At 42.5% G+C, this 21,210-nt stretch carries 28 protein-coding genes and 1 pseudogene; 2 read left to right on the top strand and 27 right to left on the bottom strand.

Annotated features, from left to right (window positions below; genetic code table 11):
• The first annotated feature begins 405 nt into the window (after positions 1 to 405).
• On the top strand, positions 406 to 1,479 hold the full coding sequence (locus AC6CIF_RS13110; protein ID WP_076212235.1) for a LacI family DNA-binding transcriptional regulator: 1,074 nt from the start codon (positions 406 to 408) through the stop codon (positions 1,477 to 1,479).
• Positions 1,480 to 1,603: 124 nt separating this feature from the next.
• Here AC6CIF_RS13110 and AC6CIF_RS13105 read toward each other — a convergent pair whose 3' ends face one another.
• From AC6CIF_RS13105 to AC6CIF_RS13050, 12 genes are all read right to left on the bottom strand, one after another.
• Positions 1,604 to 2,422, bottom strand: a complete 819-nt coding sequence (locus AC6CIF_RS13105; RefSeq protein ID WP_036617166.1) for a purine-nucleoside phosphorylase — start codon at positions 2,420 to 2,422, stop codon at positions 1,604 to 1,606.
• Positions 2,423 to 2,957: 535 nt separating this feature from the next.
• On the bottom strand, positions 2,958 to 3,959 hold the full coding sequence (locus AC6CIF_RS13100) for an endo-1,4-beta-xylanase (protein WP_498199962.1): 1,002 nt from the start codon (positions 3,957 to 3,959) through the stop codon (positions 2,958 to 2,960).
• 239 nt (positions 3,960 to 4,198) lie between these two features.
• Positions 4,199 to 4,546 carry a hypothetical protein gene (locus tag AC6CIF_RS13095; RefSeq protein ID WP_081746078.1) on the bottom strand — a complete coding sequence of 116 codons (348 nt, stop codon included), beginning with the start codon at positions 4,544 to 4,546 and terminating at the stop codon, positions 4,199 to 4,201.
• A gap of 135 nt (positions 4,547 to 4,681) precedes the next feature.
• Positions 4,682 to 5,572: an aminoglycoside phosphotransferase family protein gene (locus AC6CIF_RS13090; protein ID WP_498199961.1), complete on the bottom strand. Its 891-nt coding sequence runs from the start codon at positions 5,570 to 5,572 to the stop codon at positions 4,682 to 4,684.
• 20 nt (positions 5,573 to 5,592) lie between these two features.
• A complete protein-coding gene (locus AC6CIF_RS13085) occupies positions 5,593 to 6,072 on the bottom strand; it encodes a DinB family protein (RefSeq protein WP_498199960.1) in 480 nt (159 codons plus the stop codon).
• 238 nt (positions 6,073 to 6,310) lie between these two features.
• A complete protein-coding gene (locus AC6CIF_RS13080) occupies positions 6,311 to 6,589 on the bottom strand; it encodes a hypothetical protein (protein WP_498199959.1) in 279 nt (92 codons plus the stop codon).
• Between the two features lie 13 nt (positions 6,590 to 6,602).
• Positions 6,603 to 7,085: a hypothetical protein gene (locus AC6CIF_RS13075; protein ID WP_498199958.1), complete on the bottom strand. Its 483-nt coding sequence runs from the start codon at positions 7,083 to 7,085 to the stop codon at positions 6,603 to 6,605.
• Positions 7,085 to 7,606, bottom strand: coding sequence for a cysteine hydrolase family protein (locus AC6CIF_RS13070; protein ID WP_498199957.1), 522 nt, complete (start codon positions 7,604 to 7,606; stop codon positions 7,085 to 7,087). The genes AC6CIF_RS13075 and AC6CIF_RS13070 overlap by 1 nt, the downstream gene beginning before the upstream one ends.
• Positions 7,607 to 7,636: 30 nt before the next feature.
• Complete coding sequence (locus tag AC6CIF_RS13065; RefSeq protein WP_498199956.1) at positions 7,637 to 8,059, bottom strand: hypothetical protein; 423 nt, start codon at positions 8,057 to 8,059, stop codon at positions 7,637 to 7,639.
• Positions 8,060 to 8,099: 40 nt separating this feature from the next.
• Positions 8,100 to 8,645: a GrpB family protein gene (locus AC6CIF_RS13060; protein WP_498199955.1), complete on the bottom strand. Its 546-nt coding sequence runs from the start codon at positions 8,643 to 8,645 to the stop codon at positions 8,100 to 8,102.
• 99 nt (positions 8,646 to 8,744) lie between these two features.
• Positions 8,745 to 9,317 (bottom strand): hypothetical protein, encoded by a 573-nt coding sequence (locus tag AC6CIF_RS13055; protein WP_498199954.1) that lies wholly within the window; start codon positions 9,315 to 9,317, stop codon positions 8,745 to 8,747.
• Positions 9,318 to 9,415: 98 nt separating this feature from the next.
• Complete coding sequence (locus tag AC6CIF_RS13050) at positions 9,416 to 10,906, bottom strand: glycoside hydrolase family 43 protein (RefSeq protein ID WP_498199953.1); 1,491 nt, start codon at positions 10,904 to 10,906, stop codon at positions 9,416 to 9,418.
• A gap of 180 nt (positions 10,907 to 11,086) precedes the next feature.
• Between AC6CIF_RS13050 and AC6CIF_RS13045 the strand changes: the two genes are divergently transcribed.
• Complete coding sequence (locus AC6CIF_RS13045; protein ID WP_498199952.1) at positions 11,087 to 11,992, top strand: ArsR/SmtB family transcription factor; 906 nt, start codon at positions 11,087 to 11,089, stop codon at positions 11,990 to 11,992.
• A 66-nt stretch (positions 11,993 to 12,058) separates the two neighbouring features.
• On the opposite strand, the gene AC6CIF_RS13040 is transcribed toward AC6CIF_RS13045, so the two are convergent.
• The 15 genes and pseudogenes from AC6CIF_RS13040 to tnpA form a co-directional block, all read right to left on the bottom strand.
• Positions 12,059 to 12,586: a DinB family protein gene (locus AC6CIF_RS13040; protein WP_498199951.1), complete on the bottom strand. Its 528-nt coding sequence runs from the start codon at positions 12,584 to 12,586 to the stop codon at positions 12,059 to 12,061.
• A 15-nt stretch (positions 12,587 to 12,601) separates the two neighbouring features.
• On the bottom strand, positions 12,602 to 12,751 hold the full coding sequence (locus tag AC6CIF_RS13035; RefSeq protein ID WP_167483655.1) for a hypothetical protein: 150 nt from the start codon (positions 12,749 to 12,751) through the stop codon (positions 12,602 to 12,604).
• 53 nt (positions 12,752 to 12,804) lie between these two features.
• Positions 12,805 to 13,536 carry a metallophosphoesterase family protein gene (locus AC6CIF_RS13030; RefSeq protein WP_498199950.1) on the bottom strand — a complete coding sequence of 244 codons (732 nt, stop codon included), beginning with the start codon at positions 13,534 to 13,536 and terminating at the stop codon, positions 12,805 to 12,807.
• Positions 13,533 to 14,477 (bottom strand): GNAT family N-acetyltransferase, encoded by a 945-nt coding sequence (locus AC6CIF_RS13025; RefSeq protein WP_498199949.1) that lies wholly within the window; start codon positions 14,475 to 14,477, stop codon positions 13,533 to 13,535. Before AC6CIF_RS13025 ends, AC6CIF_RS13030 begins: the two co-directional genes overlap by 4 nt.
• A gap of 76 nt (positions 14,478 to 14,553) precedes the next feature.
• Positions 14,554 to 14,901, bottom strand: coding sequence for a hypothetical protein (locus AC6CIF_RS13020; protein WP_498199948.1), 348 nt, complete (start codon positions 14,899 to 14,901; stop codon positions 14,554 to 14,556).
• Complete coding sequence (locus AC6CIF_RS13015) at positions 14,898 to 15,635, bottom strand: DUF1361 domain-containing protein (RefSeq protein WP_498199947.1); 738 nt, start codon at positions 15,633 to 15,635, stop codon at positions 14,898 to 14,900. The genes AC6CIF_RS13020 and AC6CIF_RS13015 overlap by 4 nt, the downstream gene beginning before the upstream one ends.
• Positions 15,636 to 15,676: 41 nt before the next feature.
• Positions 15,677 to 16,105: a GNAT family N-acetyltransferase gene (locus AC6CIF_RS13010; protein WP_498199946.1), complete on the bottom strand. Its 429-nt coding sequence runs from the start codon at positions 16,103 to 16,105 to the stop codon at positions 15,677 to 15,679.
• 17 nt (positions 16,106 to 16,122) lie between these two features.
• Positions 16,123 to 16,578, bottom strand: coding sequence for a GNAT family N-acetyltransferase (locus AC6CIF_RS13005; protein ID WP_498199945.1), 456 nt, complete (start codon positions 16,576 to 16,578; stop codon positions 16,123 to 16,125).
• Positions 16,579 to 16,604: 26 nt separating this feature from the next.
• Positions 16,605 to 17,015: a GNAT family N-acetyltransferase gene (locus tag AC6CIF_RS13000; RefSeq protein ID WP_498199944.1), complete on the bottom strand. Its 411-nt coding sequence runs from the start codon at positions 17,013 to 17,015 to the stop codon at positions 16,605 to 16,607.
• Positions 17,016 to 17,142: 127 nt separating this feature from the next.
• Positions 17,143 to 18,369, bottom strand: coding sequence for an amidohydrolase (locus AC6CIF_RS12995; RefSeq protein WP_498200133.1), 1,227 nt, complete (start codon positions 18,367 to 18,369; stop codon positions 17,143 to 17,145).
• A gap of 618 nt (positions 18,370 to 18,987) precedes the next feature.
• Positions 18,988 to 19,821 (bottom strand): class I SAM-dependent methyltransferase, encoded by an 834-nt coding sequence (locus AC6CIF_RS12990; RefSeq protein ID WP_498199943.1) that lies wholly within the window; start codon positions 19,819 to 19,821, stop codon positions 18,988 to 18,990.
• 146 nt (positions 19,822 to 19,967) lie between these two features.
• Positions 19,968 to 20,096 (bottom strand): class III lanthipeptide, encoded by a 129-nt coding sequence (locus AC6CIF_RS12985; protein ID WP_218639195.1) that lies wholly within the window; start codon positions 20,094 to 20,096, stop codon positions 19,968 to 19,970.
• A 36-nt stretch (positions 20,097 to 20,132) separates the two neighbouring features.
• Positions 20,133 to 20,261, bottom strand: a complete 129-nt coding sequence (locus AC6CIF_RS12980; protein ID WP_218639195.1) for a class III lanthipeptide — start codon at positions 20,259 to 20,261, stop codon at positions 20,133 to 20,135.
• 37 nt (positions 20,262 to 20,298) lie between these two features.
• A complete protein-coding gene (locus tag AC6CIF_RS12975; RefSeq protein ID WP_218639197.1) occupies positions 20,299 to 20,424 on the bottom strand; it encodes a class III lanthipeptide in 126 nt (41 codons plus the stop codon).
• A gap of 245 nt (positions 20,425 to 20,669) precedes the next feature.
• Positions 20,670 to 21,071: pseudogene (tnpA, locus tag AC6CIF_RS12970) on the bottom strand (IS200/IS605 family transposase); the annotation flags it as partial.
• Positions 21,072 to 21,210: the final 139 nt, after the last annotated feature.

Genomic DNA, 21,210 nt, shown 5'->3' with positions numbered 1-21,210 from the left:
ACAATTGTTTTCAGTAAGGGCTTTCAATATTACAATTGCCTATTTGATAATTTACAATTTATCAGGTTTCAACAGATTTAGTCAATACGTTTTGTAAAAAAATATTTGTGCATTTGATCATTTTATCTTTGCATTAATGTAACTAAAGAGGATTAAATTTGCATATATACAACACTGAATCGTTAATACCAGCCTAGATATTTCTATATTTTCACCGTAATAGATCATCATTGTTACACTAGTCAACGAAACTTCTGGAACAATTATGAAAATAGAATTCGCCTATCTAAATGTAAATACAATTGTACATTTGTAAAACAGAGATTGCTATTTGTCCCGTTCTATTATACATTTGACTTAGAGAAGAATATGGATGACTATTGATGATTAGAGGTGAAGCATTAGATGGCAAAGGAAAGAGTCACGATACAAGACATCGCTGATGCTTTGGGGATCTCCAGGAATACGGCTTCCAAAGCATTAAATGATAGCGGAAACATCCCGGATGAGACCAGAAATCGTGTAATTAAAAAAGCAATTGAACTTAAATATAAACAGTTTGCCTATATGGACAATGAGCAGGTTCTAAGCAAGGCTCCGGGCAATATCGCCCTGTTAACTGAAAACCTGCCTAATACATCTCACTTTGGTTCGTTGTTAATCAGCGGTCTGGAGAAAAGAATCAGTGCGGAGGGATACAATCTCTCGATTCATATCGTGCGTGAAGACGATCAAGATACACTTACACTTCCCAACAATTTTGATATAGCCAAAGTAGACGGCATTATTTGCATTGAATTATTTGATCTGGAATATACACAGCTGATTACCGACCTGGGCATTCCCACCATCTTTATCGATTGCGCTTCCAACATATGTTATCCCGAATTCCAAGCAGATTTGCTACTCATGGAGAATGAACATAGCATCTACCAGTTAACCACAAAATTAATTGAGAGCGGCTACAAAAGTATCGGATTCGTCGGAGATTACAATCACTGCAAGAGTTTTAATGAACGATGGGTTGGATATCACCGTGCTATGCTGGAGGCGGGGTTGCAGGTCGACCTCTCCCATTGCATCGTAGACAATGATCGCCTGTTTTCCAAGCCAGGATGGTTGAACCAGCGAGTGGCAGAACTGGCATCCCTACCTTCCGCCTACGTATGCGCTAATGACTTTATAGCAGTTGATCTGATCAGGGCGTTAAAAGATAGAAATGTCGCTGTGCCACAGGATATTGCGATATGCGGATTCGATAATGCACCCCAATCTCGAATTATTGAGCCAGCATTAACGACGGTTCATATTTATAGCAATGAGATGGGCATTAAGACTGCGGAGATGCTATTATCCCGGATTAATAGCCCGACACAGCCGTATCAGGTCTCACACATTGTGACCAAACCCATCATCAGGGAGTCCACACCAGCAATCATGGCCGATCATTCTCAGATGATTCATAGTTCTGCAAAATAAAAAAAAACGTATGTCTCACGAGTAACAGCTCGTGAAGCATACGTTTTTTGGTGGTTTCGATTTGGTTGGATGAAAACTCTATCCTATCCATTCCATCGCTCCCTAGATAAAAATCATCTCGCGATTAGATCTCTTTCAAGATGCCTTTTACAAGTCCGATAAAGGTTGTTTTCACTTGCGCAGCCACTTCAATAACTTCATCATGACTTAACGGCTGATCCAGAATACCACAGGCCATGTTGGTCAGACAGGAAATGCCCAGTACCTTCATACCGCCATGAATGGCAACAATGGCTTCAGGTACCGTGGACATACCCACTGCATCCGCACCCATCGTACGAATCATGCGAATCTCCGCTGGTGTCTCATATGCCGGGCCACTCCACCATGCATAGACACCTTGCTGCAGGCCAACATTCTGCTCTTCTGCAACCTTAAGGGCAATGCTGCGCAGTTCGCGATTGTATACCTGTGATACGTCTGGGAAACGAACACCCAGTTCGGCGTTATTCGGCCCCATCAACGGGTTATTGCCTACTAGGTTAATATGATCTGTAATGAGCATCAGTTGACCCGGCTCAAAGCTTGTGTTGATGGCTCCGCAGGCATTGGTGATAAGCAATTGCTCGACACCCAGCGCCTTCATGATCCGAACCGGGAAAGTCACTTCGTCCAGTGTAAAACCTTCATAATAATGAAGGCGGCCTTTCATCGCTACAACCGTTTTGCCCATCAGTTCACCAATAACCAATTCATTGGCATGACCGATAGCCTCCGATTGAGCGAAATACGGAATATCTGTATACGGAATAACGGTCGCATTTTCAATCTCGTCCGCGAGCGCTCCCAGTCCCGAACCCAGAATCATGCCTACGGCAGGTTTGGTATGGATTCGGTTTAATATGTAATCTCTTGCTTCCTGAATATGTGCGGATTGATGCATAATGATATCCTCCTGATGATCTGAATTGAGTAAACAAAAACTGAGTTAATGAGGTGCTACTCATCAAGTGTAATGAACAATGGTCATGATGTAAATGGAAGCTGTTCTATATACAATAAAAAAACGACCCTATGCTCCAGAATCGTTTAAAAACATGGACATACCCTATTCCAATGTATATTTGTTTCTACTTTTCATGTAATCGATTGTCATGATCAGTAACAGCATCAATGTAGCAAACATCAGCGGTTTGGCAAAAGTACCTTCTTCAAAAATATAATAACTAAATATAAAATTTCCGGCAAAAGTAATTAAATAGTTTCGGATGCAATCCATCTTCTCATCTCATTTCAGGAAAGAATTTGGTTCACCATTTCTTCAACCCTATCACATAATCCCATTTAATACCATATTTTTATCATCCATACAAATCAACGCCTCTAATCATGCACGAGATAACCGCACTGTATAATCTATATTGACTACAGCAAAAAATCGGCCACATCGTGACCGATTCTCTCCACTTATCTGATGTTCAGGACATAGGGTTAATGATACGCCAAAATGATTCCTTAGGCTGCAACTGTTGATCAAAAACAAAGGGCCAATTTTTGCGTCCGCGTACCGGGAAATGGTCTAACCAGGTATAATTGTCCGCTACTCCCCAGAACGTCACAGAGGTAATGGATGATTTATACTCACGGAACAAATTAAAGATTTCTTCATATCGACGCTCCTGTAGCTCAGCCATCTCTGAAGTTGGCGCGGTGAGGTCCGTTCGACGATCCTCATGACGAAACACGGACATATCCAGCTCCGTAACATGCAACTGCACATCCAGTGAAGCATAACGCTCAATAGCCATTCGGATCTCCTCAATCGAAGGACCATGAATATTCCAATGCCCTTGCATCCCAATCCCGTGTACAGGCGCTCCCTTGTCCAGCAAAGACCGAACCAGATTGTAGATCTTCTCCCGCTTGACCGGATCCGTCTCATTGTAGTCATTATAGAAAAGAAGCGCATTTGGATCAGCTTCATGGGCCATACTGAACGCTTGCAGCAAATAATCTTCCCCCACCAGCTCTAACCACTTCGTGTCCCGCATGAACAGGTCGGTCTTATCTTCAACAGCTTCATTGACGACATCCCACGCATATATTTGCCCCTTATACCGACCTACTACTGTATCAATATGTTGCTTCAAGCGAGATAATAGCAGCTCTCTGGAAGCAGGGGCACCTGAGGTATCCTCAAAGACCCATTTCGATGTTTGATTATGCCAAACCAAAGTATGTCCGCGAACCCCAATCCCTTGGGCAACAGCAAAATCAACAATTTTATCCGCCGCCTCAAATGTATAACGATCCTCTTCCGGGTGAATTTCTTCAAATTTCATCTGATTTTCAGCCGTGATGCTATTGAAGTGTTTGGCGATAAATTCCCCTTCGGACTGCAACATTCTGGTATGTACAGCAGCACCTATTTTGAACGTATTAGCGTACGCAGCATGTAATGATGGAATTTCAGTTGGCATTTACAATTCCTCCCTGCCATTTTTTATCCATCATATCGTTTGTTGAATACGCTTACAATGAACAAATTATACTTCTTCCCCCTCATATTTAACTATTTATGATCCTGGGCCCTGTGCACAAAACAAAAACACCTCCACGTATGTCCGACTGCTCATCTAAACAGAACATTTCTCGGAAGGTGTTTTGTGATCGGGCTGTTCAGTTAAATTCAACTCATGCACAAAGAGGGTATGAAGCGTTACAGCTTGTCCACTTGTAACAAGGTCACCTGTTTCACTGTGCATGCCGGGTTAATTTGCTCTTCGGACAGAATGTTCAGCTTGATCAGGCTTTTCAGCTTATGGCTGTCTACCTTGGATAACAATCGCCAGATGTCCGGGTCTGGAAGAGAAGCATACAGCTTCTGATCATCGTATTCCTTCCGGTTCTGAAGCACTGTTTTCACGGTGTAACCACCAACCTGCGTCTCATACACCCCTTGTTCTGCACAATACGCGACAATCTCATCTCGTAGTACAGACAACTGCTGCTCAATATCTTTTTGCTGCTGTTTCAGTTCAAAGTAGGTTTGCACTTTCTGCTCCATATCGATCACGCTCCTCTACTATCATAGGTATGCGAGGATCGCTAGTTTAGGACTGACTGTTTATTTTATTTAAAAAAAGTGGTCTTTCTATTACTTAATCGTATACTGTCGTCATTGTGTATCCCCGTATTACGATTACAGCAGATGTTCATTCAAATACGGATTATGGACAGCCATGTTGTGAACCCTTTCCATTACATCTGGCCCCATGGGGACATTCCCAACGCGCTTTAACAGAATCCAGCGAAGACAAGCTACAGCTTCAAAAACCTGCTCCTCTTCCAGCGTGTACGTATAACTTGCAGAACGTGCAAATTGAGCGCGATACATCTCGCCATAACTTTCCCCATTATAGACGGTGATCAGAAACACAGACCATGCCATATCGTACCTTGGATCACCGTAATGCCCATTAGTCCAATCGATGATGGTGTACTGGTCGTCCATCTCAAGAATGTTTCCCAGATTATAATCGCCATGAATCAAACGGTCCTGTCTGATCTGGACCTGCTGAATCAACTTTGCCAGAAGATCATTTATATCGTCATGTAATTCAATTTGAGGAAAAAAGTATTGAACAAAATCGTACCTGGATATGTATTCTTCACCTTCTCCAGTACCCACTTCATTCACCGGATAACGATGGACCTCCATTAATCGCTCAGCCAAATGTATCAGCTTGGTTTGCGTTAATTGGGTAATCGGCTTTCCATCATAGCTCGTTAACAGCACTTGATTCTCTTGCTCGTCTAATCCCCAACCGTAGGGTTTGGAAACACGAATTCCACTTTGATAAAGCTTGGACAATAATCGATATTGTTTGGCAATATCCGGTTTGGAATCCTTGTCCCAGACTTTCAATACGTACCGCTGATCTTCCATTTCGATTCTCATCACACTCGCTTCCAGTCCAGGTGGCAAGGAAATGATCTGATACTCCTGTTCCATCACCTGCTGGATACGTTCATCCAGTTCTATCCATTTCATCTGGCTAAGTTGAATCGTCATCATTTCCCCTTCTTCCATGTTATGACCGCCTCTCCCTGTTAGTCAGGTATAATCAGGCCTTTGCCAATGACATTGGCGGATACCGGCTGCTTCCCCAATTCTCTGGCCCATACCGACAGCTGTCCCATATGGTGAATCTCATGGGCGATCACATGTCGCATAACTTCTCCCCATGAATCTGTACTGGCCTTGCCAGCTGAGCGATGATCGATATAAGCTCTTTTTTCCATACTCGAATCCCAGGCTGTAACAAATGCCTCTACATCAGGACGTAACTTGCGATCGAGTCGCCTTACCGCCTCAAGATTCTGGTAGTTTGCAAAATCTTCCGCATCATCCGGTTTGCCCTGAAGTAACTGAAGCCAGCTCCACTCTACATCAATGATATGAAATAATGTTTGTAATATGTTGCCTACTCCGCCCGTGCGAGGCCGAAGCAATTCTTCAAGCGGTACATCTTCACACCATTCATACCATTGCTCACGCACCATCCAGTTGTAACGAAAAAAAGTTTCCATCAGTATATTCCCCTTTATCGGCTATTTTTTCAGAGAGATTTGATCAATTCCGTATTGGCAAAGGTATCCTCCGAATATTTACACTTACCACTCCGATGACAGAACAACCTTCCGATCGCTGTTATCCCCAGATTTTTTTGATTCCTTTTATAATGGGAAAATCCGGGGATAAAGGCGAACACTTCGCTTCTTCAGGTTTTTTCTGTCCTCTCCGTTTCGTGTAAATATTCTGTTGAATTTATTTAGTTAATTTCTTTTTTATATACAAGATTACATGAATACCTGCATAAATAAACAGGACATTGAACAAATATAGAAGTACATTTAAATAGATGCCAGATATAAACCAGATTGTTCCGTCCAAGTTGGCATAATGATAATCCGTAAAGAATCGGATTGGAAAACCATACTCTGTTCGGAGCGGTCCATCTTCAGTATGTAAAGTTCCAGGAATACAAAGGATGGCTAATACAGCAAGCCAGGCTGATAGATTCATTATTCTTTTGTTAATCGTCAATACCTCTTCCCCCTTAATCCTCCCTGACGGGATCTTTTCCAAAGTACGTTCCCTTCAACTTTTGATCCATAAAGTCTCTTAAGTCCTTTTGATCAACTATATATCTCGAACTTCTATTAAATCTGCTTTTTCTGGTTACAATAATCTGTTTCCGATTGTATTGAATTGTAATTTCAGCGTTATGCTTTAATCTCAAAGCAATTCCTGCACTAATGCTTCCTGTGACATCATCTACTGGTATTTTGGCTGTTTCCGGGGCTGCATTCAGCCAGCCGACTATACGGCTAGTGTCTTCTTTACTTAACGTAACATTGTCAATGCTAACGTGTCCTCCACCGTCGCCTGTCCTGGTGTACACGACTATGCTCATCTCTGTGCTTATCACTTGATTTCTTGAAATCGGCTTATTTGGATCAGGGTTACTCGTGATTAGAAAATACAGAAACATAATTGCTGCACCTATGAAAAACCAGAATCGCCTACGTTTTCCTAGCATTACAGCGCATTCTCCGAATCCACCACGTTGGCAAACAGTCTCAGTACCGTATTGTGATGTGCAATAATCTGCTCCGCTTGAAGCGTCTTTGAATTCCATGTGCTGTGCGCATCTTGAACCAGATTGACCGTGTAACCCAGACTGTACGCTCTGCGGCAAGTCGTGTCTACACATACCTCAGTCTGCATACCCGCGAGAATCAACTCCGTCACGCCATCTTCTTGCAATTTCAGATGCAGATCGGTTTTGTGAAACGAATCCGGTGTCTCTTTTTCGATAACGAGGTCACCAGCTATAGGTGCAATGGACGGATGGATGTCCCAGCCCGGTGTTCCTCGTTCCAGTGGACTGCCTGCCCCTTCGCTGTGCTGGATATATATGATGGAATGGCCTGCTTCACGGGCCCTGGCAATTAACACCTGAATCTTCTGAAGCAATCGTTCCCCTTGATATACGGGATCTGCTTCATCAAACATCGCTACCTGTACGTCAATGATTAGAAGTGCACAATGCGTTGTCATTTTGCTTTCCTCCTGACAAATCCATTTAATTCAACTCTTTCTTCTTTGCTTTTTTAACAAAACTTCCAATCCCATATCAATCAGTACAAATAGAATAGCAGCAAAAACGCCAAATAAGGTCAGAACTAACGTCTCTTTGAAATCCAAGATTGCTTCTCCTGCGCCCATGACCAGATAATAGATATACATGCCTAAAACTCCAGCACATGCATAGCCTAATATCCTCGTACTTAGATACAACACATGATTAGGGAATTGTATTCGGCTGAGCAGATAGTCTAGCAATATCGATAAAGGTAGCCCGATCAACAGGATCAAGGGAGTCGCGTATACCAGATAAATAACAATGTAAAAATCAAAACTGTAGGATTCATTCATCGATATGAGACTTGCAGCCAAAGTAAAACAAATGATGGTTAGAACGGTTGTCATCAGCTTTCTTCCCATGTTCATCTCATCACTCCAATACAGTTATCTCTATCATTGGATGTGCTCATGCATCAGATTTTGCCGGTTGCCATCCGATTTCTTGAGACCAACGATGTGCTCTCTGTAATATGCTCCACACCATTGGTCCTTTTCCTTCAACATATTTGGGACGCTCATCTTTATACAATGATATGAGTCTGTGCTTTTCTTCCGCATAGTTCAAACAATCTTCTGGATGCTCCCTTAAATAGTCTCTGAACAGCAAGGTCATCTGCTCGGAGAAACTGCCTGCCTGTCTAACGTGTATATGTATCCTTCTGTTTCCGGGTTCTTCACGAAAGTAACGTTTAGTCTTATCTGGATTTTCTGCTCTGAATACAAATCCGACTGTTTCGATCTCACGTTTGTAGTCCAACAGATTCTCATGATTAGAAACTGATATTTGTATATCTATGATGGGTTTGGCGTCTATTCCCACAATTGAAGTGGACCCAACATGATCAATCCGCACGGCCTTTTCTCCTAACGCTTCTCTTAATTTCGAACCCGTTTCGAGAAACAAATCACGCCATTTCGGATCATACTTTGCAATTCTCCATTGATCCTCCATACAACTCCTCCTTGGTTATCCAATCAAGCTATATAATTAAATAACACGTTCTTTTACCCTTTTGTTACATGTAGATTATTTAGTGATGCCATATAGAGATCATGCAAAATCATCATTGTTTATCCCTAGTTCTATTTGTTTTTGGGATTCAATCATATATTCGTACACATCATCAATTTCTGTTATCCCTTTAATATTCTCTTTTAACAGTTCAATAATTAATTGATTATCACTCTCTCGCATCTTTATATCTTCCATATAGTTATCGTTATAGTCGTTCATAAAATCTAATTTGTTCTTATAAAACCGAAATCTTTCCAGAACATACACTTCCTTAAGATTAATAAATAATGCTACAAAATCCTTAAGGTTTCTGGCCACTAAAGTTACTTGATTACCAAACGCCGTAGGTTGGATAAAGATAACCGGAGCTTCTTCCAAATCACTAATGGATCTGTTGAACGTGAAAAAAGCAAAATGGTCACCATCTGCCCCTGTTCTTCCAAATATGATGGCATCATCTGGCGTACAATAGTATCTATCATCATCATTGTTAAAACTAATATAAAACCCCATATAATCCTGAAGGGTCGCATCATGTTGTTTACGTAATGCCATATCTATTCGAACGATGCCTTCTAAGGATTCTGGCATTTTATAATGTACTTCCATGTTTGCATACCTCTCTTCTATTAGCATTTATCGATAGATTTATATTCTGACACAAATTAAAAAAAAGAGAAGGACCCTTAGGCCCTCCTCATAACTTCTCAATGATAATCACACTTGAAATTTGTAAACTCAGCCAAAGCATTTTGCCCACTCGCGTATAGACCAATAAGTACGCCTGTAAAACCTCCTGCCACCTCCGAGGATAGGTATCTCGTCTGTGCCGTGCCCAGCAGAATCTCTTCACCATCTGCTTGAAACAGGAAACTGTAGCGTTCCTGGCTTGAGCGGATCACCAGCGTTGCATGCTGTTTATTTCCCAGATCCACTTCATGTTCTATCGATTTGATATCACCGATATTTAGACGCTCGACCACCTTATAACCGTCCTGCTCCTGACGAATAGCCACTTCATAATGATGATTCTCATCCATGTAGATCGTGATCCCGGCTTCTCCACTCGTCACACCAACATCGACTGAAATTGTGGCATTAAAGTCTTTTTGACGTAACCCAATGAACGTTGGGGAGGCCGGAACGTCCAGCGTTACATCGGTTCCTGTTAGCGTAAGCTTATCTGATTCAAGCTGATAGTGTTCTGTATTTGGATGACGAAGGTAACACCAGTCGAGGTTCCAGTCTGTATTTGCAAACGTATAATGCTTCTTATCCTGCTGGATCACCGTATCCGGGATACGATTGGTCTCAAAACTCGTCAGTGTTGTGCCTTCATGCCCGGCTGTAAACCATCCATCTTCACCAAACGTAATTGGAGTCAGAAATACTTCTCGGCCCAAATGATGGTACGTAGCCCATCTGCCAATCTGTCGGAATCCCAAGTGGAAGAGCCACCAGTTCCTCAGATCATCCTGAACCAGATCACCATGCCCCACACCCTGGAGCTCATACCCGCCCAAATTACGGTTGGTTAGAACCGGATTGTGCGCATAGGCTTCGAACGGTCCTGAAGAAGAAGTTCCCCGAGCATACGTAACCATGTGACCATACTCCGTGCCGCCCTCAGCAGCAAGCAGGTAGTAGAATCCGTTTATTTTATACAGATGTGGGCTTTCCAGATATCGTCCACCTGTTCCGTTCCATATCGAACGACTCGGGGTCAGTTTGCGGCCAGTTTCAATTTCAAGCTCGCACTGAACAATTCCGCCAACGCCTTCATCATCCACCCCGTTACTCATAAACAAGGTTTTTCCATCTTCAAAATACAAATCGGGATCAATCCCGCCTTGATCCACATAAATAGGCTCAGACCATCCTCCGTAAATATCGTCCGTCCAGACATAGAAATTCTGATGCGTCGTATCATTCGTTGTGACCATATAAAAACGCCCGTTATTGTGCCTGATGGTTGGGGCAAATACACCCCCGGAGCTGTTCACCGTCTCGAGCTGAATCTGGCTTTTACGAGTCAGGCAGTGACCAATCTGCTTCCAATTCAGCAAATCCTTGCTTTCAAAGAGCGGTACGCCCGGGAAATATTGAAAAGAACTACACACCATATAGTAGGTATCGTGCACCTTAATCACACTAGGGTCTGGATAAAAACCTTTCACAACAGGGTTATTGTATTTCATTACGCCACTCCATCTCTTATCATAAAATTCACAAATATAAGAATTCAACTTCGTAACAACTACAAAAATTAAACACCATCGGGCATAAACTTGCAATGAATATGGATTGCATCTTGGAGCTAATTTCGTTAAATTAATATATATGTGATTTTAGAAGATTGAGGGTAGGGAGTTGTACAGATGATCAAAGCAAATGGGGAATCCCAGTTCCTTCCTTTATATGAGGCGCTGGCAAGCGAAGTCAGATGGAGAATCATGGATATGATTGCAGTTCGCGAAATGAATGTGAAGGACATTGCCGCAGCATTAGAGCTTAGCCCCTCCATTGTCACGATGCATATTCGCAAACTGGAGGATGCGGGTCTAATTGGGAGCAGGCGAGTTCGAATCAACGGAGGGACGCACAAATTATGTTACCTCAAGCAAAATCAGATTGAGATCGAGCTGCCATCAGCAAGCCAAACTTCACGATCCAGAGAACAGACGATAGCCGTTGGACACTACACTGCTTTTGATATTCACCCTACCTGTGGGCTAGGAACACTTGAGAAAGAAATCGGCGTATGGGACGATCCACGTTACTTCCTTGATCCTGAGCGTGTACACGCTGCTATCTTGTGGTTTGGGAAAGGCTATGTTGAATATAAAACACCTAACTTTGTACTACCGGATCAGACAACCGATGCTATTGAAATTTCGATGGAACTAGCGTCTGAAGCTCCGGGATTGCGAGATCATTGGCCTTCCGATATTCGTTTCACCTTCAATGGCATTTCTCTTGGAACGTGGACAAGCCCTGCCGACTTTGGCAGAGCAGCACGCGGCAAATATACGCCAGAATGGTGGCATCGCAATGTGAATCAGTATGGATTGTTGAAGACTATTCGTATTGATGCCTACGGTACCTATATGGATGGTGAGCGGATGTCAGACATTACTCTCAAAGATGTCAAACTAGGCGAACCGTTCTGGACGCTACGTTTCACGGTTGACGAAGAAAGCCCCAACGTAGGGGGATTAACGATCTATGGTGCCGGTTTTGGTAACCATGATCAGGATATTGTTATACGTGTACTTCAGATCTGAAGTAACCGCTGAGGGGAGGTGGTGATATCATCAGATCTGGCATTAGAAAAATAACCTGCCTATGTGTTAGCAATCATTCTGTGTTTGGAACGACTTTCTTAGCTGATTAATATGAGCTTGATGATAACGGTGATGGTCAGCCATATGCCATAATCCCCAACGTACCGTAGCTTGCTTTTCGTTCTGATGTCCAAAAGTAACTACTCGATCTAGGTCACCATCTGCTACTTGTGTGCATGTTTCTTTCAGAAGGGTTAATACACCCTCATATTGAGAGATAAGTGTGTCACGTGACACATCTTGAACCAGCGGAAGTCTATTATTTTCATCAGTCATGGGACCATATTGCTCTATTAATGACTGCGGAAGGACAACTCCCTTTATTCTATAAACCCAATTCATATCAACAAACGTAATATGTCGTATTAATTGAGCTGTACTATTAAACTGGTTCTTTTCCCCTTTGTAATCTACCTCTTCTTGCGACATCCCCTCAGTAATCGATTTAAGTCGCTGACTATTCTCTTTTACTGCGGAAAATAACATTCCAACAATAGGTTCCATATTGGCTTCACCTTGTAAATCGTAAATCATAGTCATCCCACCTTTTTACCTTCGCTCTTTCAATAGGTCCTTAATTTCCCTTAACTCTGATAATATTTCTTTGGTGTGCTGGCTATTTTTTGAGTTATCTATTCCAACTTTCACAACATAAATACCGAGGAACAGATACACCACCAACATAATGATCATTCCCATGTACATCTCTCCTTTCCAAGTAGCAGCACATTGTTACAAACGGTTACTGCAGTTTATACACCCTCTCTCTCCAACTGATTTCCATGGAATGCCTTCAAAAGAAAAGCCCGATCCGGAACGTTCAACCGTTCATACGATTTCAGATACTCTCTATTGTCATATGGAACGCCAATGAATTTCAAGTCCATTTTGCCCTCTTGGAGATCCACGATTCCATATCTGGCAATGGCAAGGTCGTTACAGCCTAAAGCTCCCGGATTCATATATACTCTTTGATCTGTCTTATAATAATGAAGAATATGATAATGACCAAAACAAACCAAATTATGGGCCGTCCCCTGATATCTTGCATCCAATTTGGTCCCGGATGGATCTTTATCGATGACATCCAACTTGTCGTTGTTCATATGATAGTGAGTCAAAAGGAACCGATGTCCTTCTACCTCTTTTTCAACGAATTTCGGTAGAGCTTGAATTTTCTTGATCGATTCTGCACTCAAATGCCGACCAATCCATTCGTGATGCTCGGCCATGCCTTTGTGCCCTTCTAATGGACCCTTATTTTGAAGCAAACTCAATACGGCCTCTTCGTGATTCCCCGAAATCGCTATCATATTTTCGCGGCTGTACAACATCTCGATCACTTCATTGGAGTACGGGCCAATACCGATCATATCTCCCAAACAAAATGTATGCTCAATGTCTCCTCTGGAATCGATATCAGACAATACCGCTTGAAGCGCAGGAAAATTCCCATGAATATCGGTTAAAATGGCAACCTTCATTGTGATTCCTCCTCAGGAATATACATCGTCTGAATCTCCTGCACACCCGGAATAAAACCCAGATTCAGATACACGGACTCGGCATCATTTCCTTGCATCACATACAATCGTAGAACGGGATACTTACCTTTAAGTTCATTTAATGCTCTCTGTAACATCAGTGTAGCAAGCCCTCTTCCTCTATATGCCGGACGAACACCTATGCTATACACAGCAGCCTGATTGTCTTGCAAGCATAAGCGACAATTTGCAATAAGCTGTCCCGTTTCCTTGTCGTATACTAGCGTGGAAGCTTGAGTTAGAATCTCATTGGTATAATTAGGATCATCGCTTGGTATAAAATCTGCAAGAGTGGTATGTTTTCTTCGTGTAGCTTCAAGACTTCCTGCAAAACTCTCCAGGTCACATTGAGCAATTTCATCTTCATTCACATATTTTCTGGTGCCGGTTTCACTTTCAATAATCTCTGGACCCTTCACGGTTACCCTGCTGTCCCATTCGATTTCAAAATGATCTGTAGGCCGCTGCATCCAGCGACATCTGAACTCCACTGGCCAGAATCCAGCTCTTGCATATAGATCGACTTGGTCTGGAAGAATCTCAAAGGTCAGAATACGTTTGCTGCGATCCGACCACTGTAATAATTTATGCTTCAGAAGTTTCAATACCTCAAAGCACTGCTGGAATGGCGGGATAAAAAACAAATGATACATCCGGTTAGGCTCCATTCTCACGCCACCTATTTTGCTTTCTCCTTTGTAAATCCAGTAGGCACTGATCTTGGAAGAACTGAACTCTTCTTCCCTGAAAAATCCGACATAACGCATATCATAATAAACCGTGCAATATAATCCCCATTCGGCAAAGTCAGCTTTGCGAATCGAATATTCATCCGACAGATCATATTGAAGAATATCTGTAGACCACTCGGCTAAACTCATACGTAATTCCTCCTCAAATCTAATTAAACGGCAAACAATCAAATCATTTTCCTATACGCCACACCGTGAACATGAATTAACACATGCTGTGCCTCAATACGTTCGAAGAAATCCAACATGTCCTTAAACGGATTCTCGAAATACAAAGACGACCAAGGAAAACCTCTAATGTCTGCCCTGTTTTTGTATTCTTGAACATACAATGCTCGCCGTGAACATCAAAATACCAATTTCCCGTTAATTCTTCTTCTCCGTGGATTACATCCGCATTGGTCAGCAGATGGTACGCACCTGCGAGAATTTCCGTCCGATCAGGCTGATCGGTTTCCAGTATCAGTTGGTCGATCAATTGCCGCGCGATTCTTTGGTACATATCCATCACAGCCAACAATTCTTCCGTAATTTCCTGCGTTATCGCCTTCATAATTTCAGATCCTTTGCCCTTTCCAATGAAGATGAACTGCCCGACCTTGCGGTTAGCAAAGATACGATAACGTAGCCAAAAAGTTGAACCGTAAATACAATGGCAACAAACTCAACCATTATGCTGTTCGCTGCATTAAAATCATTCACAAGATCCACGAAGATCTTCCCAGGTCGGGTTAATACATCCCACGAATTCCACCGATTAAATCTACCAATGTAGACCCCTATACTGCTCAATAGCAAAATAACACCGACAACCATCATGCTAATGTACTTATTTATTAATTTGTTTAACATGCCATGGATTTGAATGATCGAACAAGTCGAGAGCAGCAATCCGATGATCGCTACGGCAAACGTCAGGGTGAGTCCATACCAAAAATCAATATTAACCCAAAATCTAACCTCCCCTTGGGCATCAAAATATCTGAATGAATGCAGAATCTCCGTAAAAAGATAGGCCGCATTGGGCAGAAAAAAGAGCCATACCCCACACATCAGCCCCATACATATCATGCTCGTTGTGGTTAATTTCTTATTGAATATGTATCTAATGCAGGATGAGATGATGAATGGTACCCATGCCAGGAACATGTCCCAACTTAAAAATCGATACATATTCGTATCTGTTTGGGCACGTAAATACATCACAACACCTAAACAACATAAAGTAGCCACGAGCAAAGTAACGATGAATCGGAGATCTTGAACTGGATGTTTGTTATCTTTCATTTCTTTGCTTCTACTTCCTTTTCCTTGATGAATGTTATAAGTTATAAATACTTTTTAAATGCCTTGCTGGATTCTCCGTTGTATCCCAATTTCGTATAAAAGTGATGTGCTTCGTTTCTGGATGATCCGCTTGTAAGAAACACCTTCACACAATTTTTCTGCTCACATACATGCTCTATATGTTTCATCAATTCAGATCCATATCCCTTGCTCTGCACATGTTCCGTAATGATAACCCGCTCAACTACGCCGAATGGTCTATTTTCCACCAAAGCATCCAGACAAATATGTAAATGAGCTGTGCCGATCACCTGATCACCCATTTCATACACAAACAAAAAACTGTTTGGGTTATTCCGAACCTCTTCAATCCGTTCTGCAAGTACCTTCGTGTTTAAGTTGTTTGGCAATAATTCTTTATACAGTCTTTCAATAACCGCTGCATCCCTAGCTTCTGCCTCTCTTATCATCAAGCTTCCCCTCCCTGTTACCTCACTTGATAACTTAAAATGATATCACCGTTGTCTTCAAACTCTCCCGTTTCTTGAAACCCGCAACGTTTGTACAGCGCATTTGCCGCAATGTTATGTGGAACATGGGATACCCTGATTTGCTGGCAGTCACTTCTCTCTTGCAACATATGAATCACTTCTTGAATGGCAAGTTTGCCGTAACCCTTCCCCTGGTACTTCTCATCAATCATGAAGCGCAGAATCCAGTAATACCCGTCATTGTAGATCTCGTTATCAAATAAAATAAAACCGACCATCTGATCCTCTGCCAAAATACCGTATGGTTTGGACGTAATTTCCTTCGTTGCATGCATCAATGAATCCGCATTGCTTGCGACCAAATCCAGCTGATCTTCCCGTGGTTTAAGGTGGATGCACTCGAGTTCATTTTCTTTGGTTATGGGTTGTAGGCTTACTTTTTTCACATCCACAATCATCTCTCCTTGCAGCTTATTTGCTAGATTTTCTTGATCAATATAATTTCCAAAGGTTGTGTATCGAGCAACAGAGCCCCTGCATCAACATACCCCAGCTTTCGATAGAAATGTTGGGCATGTTCGTCTGATTGCGTTGAAGTCATCACCGTATCGAAGCCTTGTTGCTTCATTAAATTTTCCCAGTAATGCACCACTTTTTTGCCATATCCGCCGTTTCGATAGGGTTCATCAAGCCAGATCATATTCATGAAGGGAAGGTTGTCCCAAAAGTAACCGTACCTCATCCATCCAACTCTTGATCTCTCGTCCTCGTCCCATAGGATGAATATTTCTTTCTCACTAATCTTCGTTTTCATAAGTGGCTGATGGATATGCCGATCTCTTTCAATGATATAGTCATAGTCAGCTTCCGTTGCATACTCAATCTTCATTTGTATTACTCCCTTCATTAACTATGTCCATCATAACCCAAAATGTGGTATATGCGAACAGTTCTTTCCTCTTTTTCTCCATGCCAAAAAACCACGGTTTTCCGTGGCTGCACCCGCTCTATTTTCCTCAATCCGCTGTTGATCCGCTGACCAATTGCCCCTTGTACCATACGGCCTGCCGCGCAGATCGCCGCGCAACAGCTTCCGCCGAACAACTCGCATGCACTAATACAAAACTCGCGGTGTCGCCTACCTTCGGCCAGACTTGCTCCCCTTGTGAATCCAGCGGTGTAATCCCGCCTGTTACCCATGCCAAAGATTGAGACAAGGACAGTTCGTCGCTATATCCGTACAGTTCTGCGAATCGTCCCGCTTTCTCAAGCATATCCCCATTGCCAAAAGGAGACCAATGATCCGTCAGGCTGTCTGTGGCCAGCTTCACGTTCACACCCATACGGTGGAGCATGGGAAGAGGCATCATCGTTCTGCCAATGGGCACCGTGGAAGCAATGCTCATCCCGAGCGAGGCCATTCGCTGCGCCATATCTTCTGCTTCCTGCTGCTCTGCGCGGGCGAACCAGAACGCATGACTTACTGTAACTTTACCCTGAAGCCCTGCTGCTTCGGTCAGATTTGCGAGTTCCAGCAGTGTTTGTTTGCCAGCCTGCCCGCCATCATGCAGATGAATATCGATGCCCGCCTGGTGCTGAACAGCCAGTTCAACCATGGTGTTCAGTGATTTCTCGATCTGTTCGTCCACCGTATGAGGATCAAGTCCGCCCACATGTGTTGCCCCTTCCTTCATCGCTTGGCCCATAAGCTCCACTGAATGGGAGCGAAGCAGTCCATGCTGCGGGAAAGCCACGATCTCCGAAGAGATTTTGCCCGAAAATGATTCCAGAGCCTGCCGCGTCGCTTCCAGTCTTTTCAAGCCACTGACGGGTTCAATATTGCAATGACTACGTACATGAGTGGAGCCGTACCCCTGGATCAAGGTCAGAATACTCTCCGCTTGACGCTGGGCATCTGGCAGCAACTTGGGCAACAGAACCTTCTCTTCTTCAATACGTTCGAAAATACTGGAGATACGTTTAACGGCTGTCCATGGCCCATCGTAGTAGGTTTTATCCAGATGAATATGTGCCTCCTCGAACGAAGGCAACAGCAGAAGTCCCTTGCCATCTACTTGTGGTAGATCACTAGACAGCGCGTTGTTTCCTTCCACAATCTCCGCGATCACTCCATCTTCAATCCGCAGATGAGCGGGGCTTGTCCGCGTCCCCGTCACCTGTTCTCCCTCCAGAGCATAACCCCGCTCCACAGTCACGTTTGTTAACCAATAAGCCTGCTTCATCATGTCATCCCTCTTTTCTTACCCGGCATTACGCCCCCCGGATACCGATTGATCTATGATCCATGGTACCATACGGTTTCACCGGGCAAAAATACGTAAAAGGTTGGTGTTCCATATGCGGAACGTTTGGCTCGCTATGGATCAAAGAATGCCAAAAAACAGACACAATCCAGTGCCTGTCCTACGCGTTCAATCTCCTATCAGAGATTTATTTTCCATCCATCTGTCTATACATTCATCCAATCTCATTAAAAACCAAACCGCGCATGCCCTTCATCCGTCATGCCTTCAATGTGCTGGTCGCTTAAGTAAACGCTCTAATAGCATACAAAATTTATTATGTAAATATGACGCTTGCTTGGACTATCTCCAGGCTTTATGAAGATAAACATGAAGTGATATGGATAATCTGAAGTATACTGCTCCGAATGATTTTTCACATCATAAGTCTCTCCAGAAAATAACGGAATCCTCTCGCGTTGATCGAGAGAGTAAGCAGAGGATCCGCAGCATGAACCGAAAAGTAAAGAACCGGGGTAATTCCATGCATGACTGGAGAGAGAGGACGTTCGAGACGAAGCATTTAATGTGAAAACTGTCGGTGGCGGGTCATAATCCTTATTTCTTCTTTAAAACCGCCGCGAAAGACTCACCCTCCGCTTGATACTCTCCGCCATTCACATCTGCGTATATTTTTTCGAGAGTAAATCCGGCATCATTCACTTCTTTTTCCAGACTTTCAATCGTAAAATGTTGATTCCAGTAGTGATAATTAACTAGCTCACCATCTCCAAAAACGAGAACATTTTTTGACAAAGTCACATGATCAGGGTATTTTATTGAAGCAAATAAAGATAAATGTTTTTTATCCGAAAATGGATTATCTTTTCTAGTTAAACCCCACATAAAATTTTGCTCAAATTTTTCGTAACTATTCTCCGATAACACATCTAATAGAACTAATCCTTCGGACTTTAAACCACGATGGATATTGCTAAGTATTTTTCTTCTGTTTTCCGGATTAAAGACACTATAGATTTCATAGATTAGTAGAGCAAGATCAAACTCCTGTTCAATCTCAATGTTAGTCATATCTTCGATTCTGTAATCTATTATTAAACCCTTTTTTTGGGCTTCGTGAACTGCGTATTCAATTGATTTTTCATTAAAATCCACACCAACAACCTCATATCCCCTAGCAGCTAAACTTTGGGAATACAGGCCTGGGCCACAACCTAAATCAATGATCTTTTTATACTTCGTCAACGGTGCAATTTCGCTAATAAAATTAACAGTTTCATCAATAAAATCGTTCCCCTTGCTTCCACCAGGAATATTTTCATCAAAATGAGCTTTCAAAACAAAGTCAGCACGGTTTGAGTCAAGCCAGATTTGTACTGATCCTTCCTCAAATGGCTCGGGAATTTTAGCTATATCCAGTAATTTCTCCATTTTTTCACCTCTATTGAATTTTTATTGGTTGGTTTGTATCTAAAATAATGCGTTGCTTAGCTGAAGATCAGCTAAAATCAGCTAAGCAACCAGTTATTGAAGTTAGTAAAATGGCGCGTTTTTTGCGATTCTATTTCATAGATTTTTTAACAGCTGTTACTGATTGTTGAAAGGAACGTAGTTACAGTCCATGTGGTTGTAATTGTTCCATCCACGGCTTGGCCTTTACCTTCTTTGTCTTTTGCTAATTTTTGCAATTCCAATACTGCATTCATTGCTTTCACCTCCTTTTCTAAGTGGAAATCATACTTTTAACAGCTGTTACTGATTGTTGAAAGGAACGTAGTTACAGTCCATGTGGTTGTAATTGTTCCATCCACAGCTTGGCCTTTACCTTCTTTGTCTTTTGCTAATTTTTGCAATTCCAATACTGCATTCATTGTTTTCACCTCCTTTTTCCGGAATGATACTCACTTTTTAGCAATGATTACTTAATGTTGAAAGAAAAATGGTTACTGTAATTGTTGTTACTGTTGCTTCCACGGCATGACCTTTGCCCTCTTTGTTATTGGATAATTTCTGCAATTCCAACACTGCATTCATTGTTTTCACCTCCTCCTAAAATTTATGTTCAATCAGGACCACCCGTCCAACGGGTGGTTTGCTCTTGGGGTATAACCCCCTGTTGCCAAACTGCGCCTAAAGACGCTAGCCTGACAGCAGGGCTGTTCAGGCTCAGTGTTATTTGTCACTTTCACTCACCAGTTAAACTGGTTTTACTTCTTTTTGCTCCGATTACTGCTGAATGGATCTTCGTATTCTTTTACACTCAGCTTATCTAACGCTTAATCATGTGCTTCTTGCTCACGAATATACTTTCTTACTGTTGCTTCATTTAAGCCCACTGTACTCACATAGTACCCTTCTGCCCAAAACTTTCGATTGCCGTATTTATACTTGAGCTGGGCATGCTTCTCGAATATCATTAGCGAACTTTTTCCCTTTAGATATCCCATGAACGTGGAGACAGCTATTTTCGGTGGAATCGCTACCAACATGTGAACATGATCGGGCATCATATGACCTTCTATAATTTCTACTCCCTTGTACTTACATAGACGTCTAAAAATTTCGATTAAGTCTTTTCTCACTTGATTATAGATTTCTTTCCGTCTATACTTCGGGGTGAATACAATGTGGTATTTGCACATCCACTTTGTGTGAGCTAGGCTATAGCTCTTGTTTGCCATCTAAGACCATTCCTTTCTTTGAGCCTGAACATCTCAATTTTATCGGAATGGTCTTGGTGGTCAAACCCTCGATCCCTCCACCCGCATAGCGGGTGGTTTTTTGTTTCGCGCGTTTCACGCACTCAACTGGCTAAAGCCA

The organism is Paenibacillus sp. GQ49 (assembly GCF_059759055.1).
The sequence above is the reverse complement of the archived record's forward strand: the minus strand, read 5'-3'. Positions and strand labels throughout refer to the sequence as shown.